Below are 11,694 nucleotides of genomic sequence, written 5' to 3'. Positions count from 1 at the left end.
CGCGGGGGTGTTCCATCAATGCACAGTGCAGACCATGCAGGGGTCGAACGAGCGCACGATGTGCTGGACAGAGACAGGGGTTTTTTCGCCTTCCCGCACCGGCGCATCCACCAGCGCCTGCTCCAGCGCACCGGGCGTGCCGGCGGCGTCGCGCGGCGAAAAATTCCAGCTCGTGGGCGCGACGATCTGGTAGTTGGCGATGCGGCCGCGCCGCACCACCAGCCAGTGGCCCAGGCTGCCGCGCGCGGCCTCGCTCAGGCCCACGCCACTGCCCTCTTCCGGAAGCTCCGCCGGCACACAGAACGCCTCGGTCGGGCGGATCGCCTGCAGCCAGGCTTCCATCATCGGCACCACACGCGCGAGCTCGACCAGCCGCGCCAGCACGCGCGTGTAGACCGTGCCGCCGTGGTGCGCCACCGCGTCGCGCACCAGGGGCATGCCGCTGGCCAGCTGGCGGGCGATGGCGCCGGTCTCGACCACTTCACCGCCCAGGCGCGGCGCCTTGTTCCAGGTGTAGGCGCCGGGCTTGTCAGGCTCGGGCCGGGTGATGCCGTGCAGCGGGTGCAGCGGCTCGCGTGCGTGGGCCAGCCAGGCGTGGGTCGCGTCCTCGGTGATGCTGTGCGCGTCCAGCGCATCGAGCCGCGCTTCGCGCGCGCGCCACACCCCACCGGGCAGCGCCCAGCCGCCACCGGGCTGGGCATAAGCGCCATAGCTCAGGTAGCGGCCCGGACCGGGACCGAGTGTGTCGAGCCGCAGGTCGCACACGAGGGTGAGGAAGAAACGCAGGTCGCCGCCCAGCGGGTCCTGTGCGTGCCAGTCCCAGAGCGCGGCTTCGGTCTCCAGCGCGGCCACGGCTTCGAGCGGCGCGGCGAACAGCTGGCGCTCCAGAAAGCTGCGGAACTCGCGCACTTTCGCCAGCAGGCGCACGCGCTCGGCCGCGTCGATGGCGCGGGTGGATCCACCCGGTTCGACCGACTGCGTGTGCGGCCACTTGCCGCCCAGCGTGCCCAGCAGCGTGAGCCAGCGCTGGCGCGCCGCCGTGGCCGCACGCACCTGCTCACCGTGGTCGGGCGCGAAGCGTCGTTGCGCTTCGGCATGCCAGGGGTGACCCGCGTAGACCGGGCGGGCGAAGTCCGGCATGAAGAACAAATAGAAGTGCGTCAGGTGGTCGGCCAGGTTTTCGGTGGCCAGGATCAGGTTGGTCGCGTGCTGTCCGTTGGCCGGCATGCTGATGCCGCCCAGATCGGCCAGCGCACGCGCCGAGGCCACCGACTGCGACACCGAACAGATGCCGCAGATGCGCGGCACATAGACCAGCGCGTCGTGCGGCGCCTTGCCCTGCAGGATCTGCTCGAAGCCGCGGTACATGGTCGCGTTGACCTGGGCCGAGGTGACACGGCCGTCGGCAATGTCGAGCTGGACTTCGAGATCGCCCTCGACGCGATTGAAAGGTCCAACGAGCAAACGTGCCCCCACGCTTGTCGCTTCGCGTACTGCGCTGCCCCCCAAGGGGGCGCTCGCGCCTTGGGGCGGCCCGGCGTCGCTCGGTCTGCTCATTTCAACCTCGTTTTTCGAACTGCGGGTTTGACAACGAGGTGGTCCGCCACCGCGTTGTTCTTCACCCGCTTGGGCGTGGCGCTCTTGGACAAGGAAGCCAGCGCGACGAACCAGGCCTTGGGCATGTCGGTTGGCAGACCGATGGGGATGCCGGCGAGCTTGGGCGTTTCGTGGAACGGGTGGCCGGGCTCCTGGAAACCCGGCTCGGTGCAGGCGATGCAGGCGTAGCCGCCGCGCGTGCAGCTGCCTTCGCCGTTCCACAACCGGGTGTTGCAGTCGGCGTGCACCTGCGTGCCCTTGCAGCCCATGTGTTCCATCATGCAGCCGAGGTCGGACGGCTTTTCGGCGCTGGCCTTGAACTCGTAGTACTCGTTGCGCGTGCAGCCGTGGTGCACCAGCTGGTCGGCGTAGAAACGCGGGCGGTTCAGCGGGTCGAGGTCGTCGGCCGCGAAGCCGTCGGCGGCCAGCGCCATGAGCGTGTCGATCACCCAGCTCGGGTGCGTCGGGCAGCCCGCGATGTTGATCACCGGCAGGCCGCTGGATGAGCGGAAGTCCGCGCCGAGCAGACCACCGATGCGGTCGTCCTCAAACTGCAGGCCGCAGGCGTCGGTGGGGTTGTCGCCGCCGGCCGTGATGCCGCCCCAGGCCGCGCAGCTGCCCACGGCCAGCACGTGGTTCGCTTTCGCCGCGAGTTCGCGCACCCAGTGGATCATGGGCAGGCCGGTGCCGGCCAGCATGTGGAAACGCCCGCTGCCGTTCGGGCCACGCAGCAGGGAGCCTTCGACGCACAGCGCGTCGAGCCGGATGCCGCCGTCCAGCACCGAGTGCAGCAGCGCGATCACCTCTTCGCCACTCGCCATCGACAGCGAGGGGTGCCAGAGCAGGTTCACGCCACCGTCGCGCAGGTGGCCCTGGAAGTCGGTGGTGTCGGCGCACAGCAGCGACATGCTGCAGCCGCCACAACCGCCACTTTGAAGCCAGAGCACGTTCATGTCAGTGGCGCCCGGCCGCCCGAAGCCACTGACGCGCCCCCTCGGGGGGCAGCGAACAAAGTGAGCGTGGGGGTTGTTTCATGTCAGCATCTCCTCGGGCAGCTGTGCCCACTCGGTTGCCCAGGCCAGGGCCAAGGCGAGATCGGCCAGGGCCTGCTCGCCTGGCGCCTCGCCGAGTTCGAAGCGCTGCGCGCGGATGGCGAGCAGCGTGCAAGGCGGCGGCTCGGCGCACTCCAGGTCGCGGTAGACCTGCAGCAGCGCCTCGGGCGCGAGCGCGTGGGTGGTGAATCCCGCCACCGGCGCGGGCAGCACGGTGCTCACCGCAAACGGCGTCTGCAGGTCGATGGCGGCGTCCACAAAGAGCACGCGCTCGCGGCCCACGAGGTCGAGCGTGTGTTCCACCTGCAACTGAAAGTCGGTGAGGCATTCAAGCCGCCCCGCCGGCAGCAACACCTGCGCGTGGCTGGCCAGCTGTTCGACCAGCAACGGACCCAGCGCGTCGTCGCCCCGGCTCGGGTTGCCCCAGCCGAACACCAGCAGCGGCGCCACCTCTGGGCGGGTCACAACGCGTCCTCCGCCGAGTGCGGCCGGGTGTCGCGCACGGTGTCGCCGCGGGACGAACGGTGCACGTGGTCGAGCACCTCGCCGCGGGCGTTGCGCAGCGTCACCGCCAGCGGCATCTGGCCCAGCGCGTGCGTGGCGCAGGACAGGCAGGGGTCGTAGGCGCGGATGGCGACCTCGATGTGGTTGAGCAGCGGTTCGGTGATGGTCTGGCCGTCCAGGTACTGCAAGGCCACCGAGCGCACGGCTTCGTTCATGGCCTGGTTGTTGTGGGTGGTGGAGACGATCAGGTTGCAGCTCGTGACCAGATCGTCGTCGCCCACCTCGTACTCGTGGATCAGCGTGCCGCGCGGCGCTTCGATGATGCCCACGCCACCGCGCTGGCGCTCGCCGCTGGCGAGCAGCGGACCGCCGAGGATGGCCGGGTCGTCCAGCAACTGCGCGATCACCTCCACGCCGTGCAGCAGCTCGATCATGCGCGCCCAGTGCGTCGCCAGCACCGCGTGCACCGGCCGCCCACCGTGCGCGGCCACGAAGGCCTGGCGCCGCGCTTCGGCGCGGGGCGTGGGAATGAAGTCGCAGTTCTGCAGCCGCGCCAGCGGGCCGACGCGGTACCAGCCGGCGTCGGGTCCGAGCGTCAGGCGGTAGGGAAACTTCATGTAGGTCCAGGGCTTGACGCCTTCGCCGATCAGCTCGCGGTAGCGCTGGTCTTCGAAGCCGTCGACCGCGATGCGACCGTCGGCCTCGCGCACGCGCAGCGTGCCGTCGTAGAACTCCATCGCGCCGCCGGGACCGACCAGCGACATCATGGCCGCCGGGGTCTCGGCAAAGCCGACGAGGTGCGGCGGCAAGCCGGTGTGCAGGCGCTGTGCCAGGTCCACCGCCGCCTCGGCCCAGGCCAGCACCTGGGGCAGCTGCGCGCGCAGGGTGTCGCGCTCGGTCGCATCCACGGCGCGGTTCATGCCGCCGGGTACCGAGCCGGTGCCGTGCACCCGCTTACCGGCGGTGATGCGGATGCACTCCTGCCCGAACTTGCGCAGCATCACGCCCTGGCGCGCGGCCTCGGGGTGCGCCATCGCCACGCCGACGATGTTGCGCTGCGCGACGGCGGCGTCGAAGCCGAACAGCAGGTCGGGCGAAGACAGGTGGAAGAAGTGCAGCGCGTGACTCTGCACGATCTGCCCGTAGTGCATGAGGCGGCGGATTTTGTCGGCGGCTTCGGGCACCGGCCAGCCGCCGACCACGCGGTCGAGCGCCTTGGTGGCGGCCAGGTGGTGCGAGACCGGGCAGATGCCGCACAGGCGCTGCACCATCACCGGCACCTCCCAGTAGGGCCGGCCGACGATGAACTGCTCGAAGCCACGGAACTCGACGATGTGCAGCCGCACCTGCTGGATGCGGTTGTCATCCCCCAGCAGCAGCGTGACCTTGCCGTGGCCTTCGACGCGCGAGACCGGGTCGATCACGATGCGGCGAAGGCCCTGCGGGTCGGCGGCGGTTTCGAGAGAAGAGGGGTTCATGGCAGTTGATCCACCGCGCTGAGCGCGACACACGACGCATGGCACAACGCCACCCAGGGGCACCGCCGGGCCGGCTTTGCCGGACGGCCAGTGCCGTCCCCCGGGGGGAAGACGCGAAGCGGCGCAGGGGGGCTCCATATTCAGTCATAGCGGATCAACCCCTTTTTCAGAGCGGGTTCGCGCCCGGCCATCAGGTCCTGCAACAGCTGCCAGAAGGCGTCGGCCGGTGGCGGGCAGCCCGACAGCGCGTGGTCGATCTGCACCACCTCGTGGATCGGCAGCACGCGGTTGAGCGGCAGCGGCAGCTCGGGGTCGTTGGGCACGGTGCCGTACACGGCCTGCAGCATGTCGCCCACATCGAGGTGGTTGCGCAAGGCCGGCAGGCCGCCGGTGATGGCGCAGGCGCCGACCGCCACGAGCACACGGCAGTTGGCGCGGAAGGCGCGCAGCACCTCGACGTTTTCGGCGTTGCACAGCCCGCCCTCGACCAGGCCGATGTCACACGGCCCCACGGTCTTGATGTCGGTCAGCGGCGAGCGGTCGAATTCAATCAGCTCGATCAGCTCGAACAGGCGCTCGTCGATGTCGAGGAAGGACATGTGGCAACCGAAGCAGCCGGCCAGCGAGACCGTGGCCACGCGCAGCTTGCGGGGGGCTTGGGTGTCTGTGCTCATCCACGCGTCTCCGCATCGTCGAACCGGCGCTGGCCGATGGGCACCGCAAAGCCGATCCGCTTGGGCAGCAGCGCGCCCACCGGGCAGATGTGGGCGGCGCGGTCGTCCGCCGACAGCGCGCTGTCGCCCAGCCGGCCGCTGTCGCTGTTGATCAGCAGCCGCGTGGCGATGCCGTGGCCGCCGATGGCGAAGACCTGCTTGTGGTCGATCTCGTCGCTGGCGCGCACACAGAGCTGGCACAGGATGCATCGGTTGGGCTCGAACAGCACGTCGGGGTGGCTGGCGTCGACCGGGCGCTCGGGGTTGAGCGCTTCGAAATGCAGGTCGGTCATGCCGGCGCGTTGTGCCTGTTCCTGCAGCAGGCAGTGACCGCTTTTCTCGCAGCCGGGGCAGAAGTGATTGCCCTCGACGAAGAGCATCTGCAACAGGCGCAGGCGCTGGGTGCGCAGGTCGGCGGTGTGACAGTCCACGCGCTGGCCGGCGGCCGCGGCGGTGGTGCAGGCCGCGGCGGGCCGGCCGTCGACGTGCACCGTGCAGACCCGGCACGAGGCACTGGCCGAGACCTCGGGGTGCCAGCACAGATGGGGCACCTCGTGGCCGGCGCGCTGCGCGGCCTGCAGGATGGTGTCACCAGGCTGCAGCGGCACCGGCTGGCCGTCGAACTGGAACACCGAAGGCGGGTCGTTGCGCGGTCCACTCATGGAGAGTCCTCCGTGTGCAGGTGGGCACCCGGGTCGGTGCGCCCCGTGACACGGCGCGCGGCCGAGAGTTCGGCGTCGAGGTTCAGCTCGGGCTCAAAGCGCGGCGTGGTGGTACGCGAGGCGTAGGCCTGCCCGAAGTGGGCCAGGGTGTCGCGCAGCGGGTTGCAGGCCGAGGCGCCGAGGCCACAGTGCGTGCCGCTGTGCAGCAGCTCATCCAGCTCGTGCAGGCGTTCCAGGTCGAAGGCCGAGCCGCGACCGGCGCCGCGTTCGTGGGCCAGCTTGTCCAGCCGCCGCACCACCAGCTCGGTGCCGACGCGGCAGGGCGTGCAGAGGCCGCAGCTTTCGTGCGCAAAGAAGCGGGCGAAGTGGCGCGCCACCTCGAACAGGTCGCGCGTGGCGTTGAACACCATGAAGGCGCCGGCGCTGGGCACGTCGTCGAACGCGATGCGCCGGTGAAAGCCCGAGGCGGGCACGCAGGTGCCCGAGGGGCCGCCCACCTGCACCGCCTGGGTGTCGTGGGCGCCGCAGTCGGCGAGGATCTGCGCGATGGGTGTGCCCATCGGGTATTCGTAGAGGCCCGGGCGCTCGCAGTCGCCCGAGACCGAATGGATCTTGGTGCCGGTGGACGACGCGAGGCCGATGCCGGACCACCAGGCGCCGCCGCGCCGCGCAATGTGGGCCACCGCCACCAAGGTCTCGACGTTGTTGACCACGGTCGGGCGCCCCAGGTAGCCGCGCTCCACCGGAAACGGCGGGCGGATGCGAGGCGCGCCGCGCTGGCCTTCCAGCGACTCGATCAGGGCCGACTCCTCGCCGCAGACGTAGGCGCCGGCGCCAAGGTGGATGCCGATGTCGAAGTGAAATCCGGGCAGGCCGGCGGCGTTGGCGCCCAGCAGGCCGTCCGCGCGGCGGCGCTCCAGCACGGCCTGCAGGTGCGGCAGCAGGTAACGGTATTCGCCGCGCAGGTAGAGCCAGCCCTGCTGCGCACCGACGGCGCGCGCGGCGATGGTCATGCCGTCGAACACCGCGTCGGCGTGGTCGCTGAGCAGGGCGCGGTCCTTGAAGGTGCCGGGCTCACCTTCGTCGGCGTTGCAGACCACGCAGCGTTGCGGCCCGCTGGCATCGCTGCAGGCCTGCCACTTCCGCGCGGTCGGAAAGCCGGCGCCGCCACGCCCGCGCAGGCCGGCCCGAGCCACCTCGTCGATCAGGGCCTGCGGTTCGCGCGCGAGCACGGCGGGCAGCGCGGGCTCGTCGGCCGGCAGGCCGCTCAGCAGCGCATCGGCCCGGTGCACCGTGTTGTGCACCTGGAACCAGTCGGCGGGCCAGTCGCCCACCGGCACCTCTGACAACATGAGCGCGGCGAGCGCGTCCACCCGGTCGGCGTCGAGGCGGGTGATGACCTGGTGGTGGTTGACCAGCAGCGCCGGCCCCTGGTCGCACAGGCCGGTGCACGAAGCGCGGTCGGCGCTGAACCGGCCCTGGGCATCGGTCTCGCCCGGCGCCAGGCCCAGCCGCTTGCACAGGCGGGCCAGCAGGGCCTCGCTGCCGAGCAAACGGTCGGTGATGTTGTCGGAGAACAGCACCCGCAGCCGCCCCACCGGCCGGGTGTGGAAGAAGCGGTAGAACGTGGCCACGCCTTCGACCTGGGCCAGCGGCAGGTGCAAGGCTTGTGCGATGTGCGTCAACAAGGCGCGCGGCAACCAGTGGGTCTGTGCCTGCGTCTCGCGCAGCACCTGCACGAGCGCGTGCGGGTCGTGGCCCCAGCGGGCGAGTGCCGCTTCGGCGGCGTGGAAGGCACGGGACTGGTCGAAAGCGGTCATGGCTTGTCGAGACCGAAGCGCTGCATCTTGCTGCGCAAGCCGACGCGCGACAGGCCCAGTTCCTGGGCCGCGCGGGTCTTGTTCCAGCGCTGGCGCAGCAGGGTTTCGCGCAGCAGCATGGCTTCGATCACGTCCAGGCGTTCGGTGAGCGTGCCGCTGCTCGGGATGGCGGCGGCCAGGTTGTCGGCGCCGCCCGCGGCGCGGCCCTGCAGCACGCGCGGCGAGAAGGCGCCGGGCGGCAGCTGCGCGCCTTCGTGCAAGGCCATGGCGCGCGCGATCTCGTTGCGCAGCTCGCGGATGTTGCCGGGCCAGGGGTAGGCCAGCAGGCAGGCCAGGGTTTCGTCGGTCAGGCTGGCGCCGGGGTGGCCCAGCTCGGCCGCCACGTCCAGCGCGATCTGGCGCGCGATGGGCGGGATGTCGGCCACGCGCTCGCGCAGCGGTGGCACGGTGATGGTGATGCCGGCGATGCGGTAGTACAGGTCTTCGCGGAACAGGCCGTCGCGCACGCGCTGCTCCAGGTGGCGGTGGGTGGCGGCGATCACGCGCACGTCCACCGGCACCGGGCGCGCACCGCCCACGGGCCGCACCTCGCCCTCCTGCAGCACACGCAGCAGCTTCACCTGAAACGCCGGCGAGGTCTCGCCGATCTCGTCGAGGAACACGGTGCCGCCGCTGGCGCGCTGGAACAGGCCGAGGTGGTCTTCGAAGGCGCCGGTGAAGGCGCCGCGCTTGTGGCCGAAGAGCTCGGATTCGAGCAGAGAGTCGGGGATGGCGGCGCAGTTCTCCACCACGAACGGCCCGGACTGGCGGCGCGAGGCGTAGTGCATGGCGCGCGCCAGCAGTTCCTTGCCGGTGCCGGACTCGCCCAGCACCAGCGCCGGGATGTCGTAACGCGCGACACGCCCGGCCATCTCGCACACCAGGTCCAGCGGGCTGCCGGGCGCGCGCACGATGCGGTCGAAGCCGAAGCTGCTGCGCGCCTGCGCCATCTGTGTGGCCGTGCGCTGGCGCAGCACGCGGTTGCTGGTGCGCAGCTCCAGGTCGAGCCGGCTGGTCTGGCGCTGCAGGGCCTGGGCTTCCACGGCGTTGCGCACCGAGTCGAGCAGGTGGTCGGGCGCCCAGGGCTTGAGGATGTACTGGTAGATGCCGGCCTCGTTGATGCCCGCGATGATGTCCTCGGAATCGGTGTAGCCCGAGATCACGATGCGCACGGTCTCCGGCCACTGCTCGCGCACCTCTTTCAGAAAGGTCACGCCCGTCACGCCGGGCATGCGCTGGTCACACAGGATCACGCTCACCGGCTGGCGCTGCAGCAGGCCACGCGCCTCGTCGGCGCTGCTCGCGGTGAAGACCGTGAAGTCCTCGTCCAGCGTGCGCCGCATCGCGTCCTGCGAACGCACCTCGTCGTCCACCACGAGCACGGTGGGCAGGGCTTCTGAGATGAGGGGCGGTGTCACAGCCGATGCACAGCCAAATGACGCGGCGTCCAGGCGTGCGGCTGCTTGTGCACGAAGTGGTGGCGTGCCACGTGGTAGCTGGGATCGAAGCCGTAGAAATTGCGGTGCATGCGCGCCAGTTCCTGTTCGCGGTAGTGGGCCAGCGGACGATGGGCTTCGTCCTGCTCGCGCCGGGCCTGTTGGGCTGCCAACGCGCCACTTTGATTGTAGGAGGCGGCCAGCGCCAGCGCGCGCTCCAGGCAACGTTCTTCGAAGCCTTCGCGCGGCCCCTCATCGTCGTGGTCGATCAGGCCGATCCTCAGTGCTTCGGCGGCCAGCAGCGGCAGGCGCTGCGCCATCAGGTCTTTCGCGCCCGCCTCGCCCAGGCGGCGCGGCAGCAGGTAGGTCCAGTACTCGGAACCGTAGAGGTTGCCCATGTTCTTGTAGTGCGGGTTGAGCACCACGCTGCCGTGCGCCCAGACCTGGTCGGCCGCCAGCGCGAGGAAGGCGCCGCCCGCGCCCGCGTTGCCGCGCAGCACGCTGACGGTGAGCCGGTCGGTGGTCTGCAGCACACCGAGCGCCACGTCGTTCATGGCGTGGATGTTGCGCCAGGAGGCGTCGGCGGCGCTGTCGCCCGGGCGGTGGGCCGCGGCCTCGATGCTGTTGAGGTCGATGCCGTTGCTGAAGAAGCCTTCGCCGCCCAGCAGCAGCAACACCTGGGTGTCGCGCTCGCGCACCCGCAGCAGCGCATCGCGCAGGCGTTCGCAACGTGCGGTGGACATGGCGCCGTTGTAGAAGTCGAAGCTCAGACAGCCCACACGCGCACCCTCGGGGCCGTGTTCGGTGTAGCGCAGTTCGCCCCACTCGTCGGGCGCCCGCTCCGGCGACACCGGGCGCTGCGGCAGACCCGCGGCTTCGCTGGCGAACAGCTCGGCCGCCACCTGCTTGAAACTGCACTGCGCAGGCGTTGTGCCAGGCGGGTCGGCACGGCGTGCCTGGCCGATCCAGACGCCGCCATCCACTGTGCGGCGCAGCAGCGCGCCGTCGCGCACGGCCAGCAAGGCGCCGGGTTCGGCATTGCTGAACTCGGCCATGGTGGCAGCGCTGGCCGGGTGAGCATCGCCCAGGTAACAGGGCTGGCCCCAGAGCGCGTCGAGCACGCCGGGCTGGCCGTCGCCGCTGCGGAGTTTGGCGAGCACGGTGGCGGTGCTGTCTTCGGCCCAGTGGACCGCGCGTTCGTTCTGGCGCAAGAGAGGTTGCCAGCGCACCAGCGGCGCCCCGTCGGTCCACGCCGGTGCTTCGCGCTCGCCACCAGCGAAGCGTTGCACGGCGGCCCGCGAGGCCTGCAGCGCGGCCTGGGTGACCTCGCGCCGGTACAGGCTGCCCTTGGTGGCCTCGCGCAGGGGAAATGCCGCGTGCGCCCAGACCGGGCCAGCATCGAAATCGCCATTGGCCTGCAGCACCGTCACGCCCCAATGCGGCTCGCCGCGCCAGACCGCCCAGTCCAGCGCCGACGGCCCCTGGTCACCGGGCGGTCCGGGGTGCACCACGAGGCAGGTCACGCGCTGCCACACCGTGGCCGGGATGCGGCGCTTGAGGAACGGCGCCAGCACCAGGTCGGGCCGGAACAGGGCCACGGCCTCTTCGGTCACGCTGTCGGCGATGTCGAGCTCCACGCTCAGGGTGTGGCCCGCCGCGCGCAGCTCGGCGAAAAGCCGCTGGGTGAGGCTGTTGAAGCTGTGGCAGAGCAGGAGGATGCGCAAGGGGTTCATCGGGTGTTCAGGTGGCGGGGCGCAGTGCCTGCAGCTCGCGCGCGGCCTGCTTGCGCCCCATGTAGATGGCGAGTTTGGACTCGATGCCGTCCAGCGCGGCGTTGAACTCGGCGGCCGTGCGCGCGGCGAGCAGGGCCTTCGCCACGAGGGGCGTGTCGGGTCCGAAATGGTTGCCCAGATGCACCAGGGCTTTGCGGCGCAGGGCATCAAGGCTGGGCCCTGCGGCCAGCGGCGAGGCGTTCGCCGGCACCTCGCTCGGAAGAGGCGCCACGGGCGGTAGCGTGACGGACGGTGCCGTGGGCGGCGCCGCCGGCGCGGCACGCGCCACCACCGGCTCGATCAACCCCAGCGCCAGCAGCGTGTCCAGATGTCCCTGCAGCTGCGGCAGCCCACGCGCCATCAGGGCCGACACCGAATCGCTGCCGTTCACCATGATCAGCACCGTGCGCGTGGCGGCCGACAGCCCCGCCTGCCGCCGGGCGATCTCGGCCTTGCCGCTCTCGGTCTTCTGAAACACCCCACTCGACATGCCCGTCTCCTCGTCTCTTTTGTTTTGGGCCCCGACCTCAACCGACATGGCGCTCATCACCCGACGCGAAGTGCCCCAACCCAGAACGCCGCGGAACCGGCTTCGCCGGGCCGCCAGCGTTGCCCCCTGGGG

Annotated in this window: 10 protein-coding genes; all 10 read right to left on the bottom strand. The window is 70.8% G+C overall.

Annotation, left to right across the window (positions count from 1 at the left end; translation table 11 throughout):
- Nucleotides 1-15 precede the first annotated feature (15 nt).
- Entirely contained in the window at nt 16-1,464 is a 1,449-nt protein-coding gene (locus tag IM738_RS22525) for a nickel-dependent hydrogenase large subunit (protein ID WP_236963261.1), read from the bottom strand.
- A gap of 89 nt (nt 1,465-1,553) precedes the next feature.
- A complete protein-coding gene (locus IM738_RS22520) occupies nt 1,554-2,549 on the bottom strand; it encodes a hydrogenase small subunit (protein WP_236963260.1) in 996 nt (331 codons plus the stop codon).
- A 78-nt stretch (nt 2,550-2,627) separates the two neighbouring features.
- Complete coding sequence (locus IM738_RS22515) at nt 2,628-3,113, bottom strand: hydrogenase maturation protease (RefSeq protein WP_236963259.1); 486 nt, start codon at nt 3,111-3,113, stop codon at nt 2,628-2,630.
- Nucleotides 3,110-4,630, bottom strand: a complete 1,521-nt coding sequence (locus IM738_RS22510) for a Ni/Fe hydrogenase subunit alpha (protein WP_236963258.1) — start codon at nt 4,628-4,630, stop codon at nt 3,110-3,112. The genes IM738_RS22515 and IM738_RS22510 overlap by 4 nt, the downstream gene beginning before the upstream one ends.
- Nucleotides 4,631-4,770: 140 nt before the next feature.
- The gene (locus tag IM738_RS22505) at nt 4,771-5,304 is read right to left on the bottom strand and encodes an NADP oxidoreductase (RefSeq protein WP_236963257.1); all 534 of its coding nucleotides are present in this window, start codon (nt 5,302-5,304) and stop codon (nt 4,771-4,773) included.
- Nucleotides 5,301-6,005, bottom strand: a complete 705-nt coding sequence (locus IM738_RS22500) for a 2Fe-2S iron-sulfur cluster-binding protein (protein ID WP_236963256.1) — start codon at nt 6,003-6,005, stop codon at nt 5,301-5,303. Before IM738_RS22500 ends, IM738_RS22505 begins: the two co-directional genes overlap by 4 nt.
- The gene (locus IM738_RS22495; RefSeq protein ID WP_236963255.1) at nt 6,002-7,825 is read right to left on the bottom strand and encodes an NAD(P)H-dependent oxidoreductase subunit E; all 1,824 of its coding nucleotides are present in this window, start codon (nt 7,823-7,825) and stop codon (nt 6,002-6,004) included. The genes IM738_RS22500 and IM738_RS22495 overlap by 4 nt, the downstream gene beginning before the upstream one ends.
- Nucleotides 7,822-9,207 (bottom strand): sigma-54-dependent transcriptional regulator, encoded by a 1,386-nt coding sequence (locus tag IM738_RS22490; protein WP_236966387.1) that lies wholly within the window; start codon nt 9,205-9,207, stop codon nt 7,822-7,824. The genes IM738_RS22495 and IM738_RS22490 overlap by 4 nt, the downstream gene beginning before the upstream one ends.
- Nucleotides 9,208-9,278: 71 nt before the next feature.
- The gene (locus IM738_RS22485; protein ID WP_236963254.1) at nt 9,279-11,033 is read right to left on the bottom strand and encodes an enoyl-CoA hydratase-related protein; all 1,755 of its coding nucleotides are present in this window, start codon (nt 11,031-11,033) and stop codon (nt 9,279-9,281) included.
- A gap of 7 nt (nt 11,034-11,040) precedes the next feature.
- Nucleotides 11,041-11,562 (bottom strand): hypothetical protein, encoded by a 522-nt coding sequence (locus IM738_RS22480; protein ID WP_236963253.1) that lies wholly within the window; start codon nt 11,560-11,562, stop codon nt 11,041-11,043.
- Nucleotides 11,563-11,694: the final 132 nt, after the last annotated feature.

Source organism: Hydrogenophaga sp. SL48, from assembly GCF_021729865.1.
Taxonomy (GTDB): Bacteria; Pseudomonadota; Gammaproteobacteria; order Burkholderiales; family Burkholderiaceae_C; genus Hydrogenophaga.
This window is presented reverse-complemented; position numbering and strand designations above follow the sequence as displayed.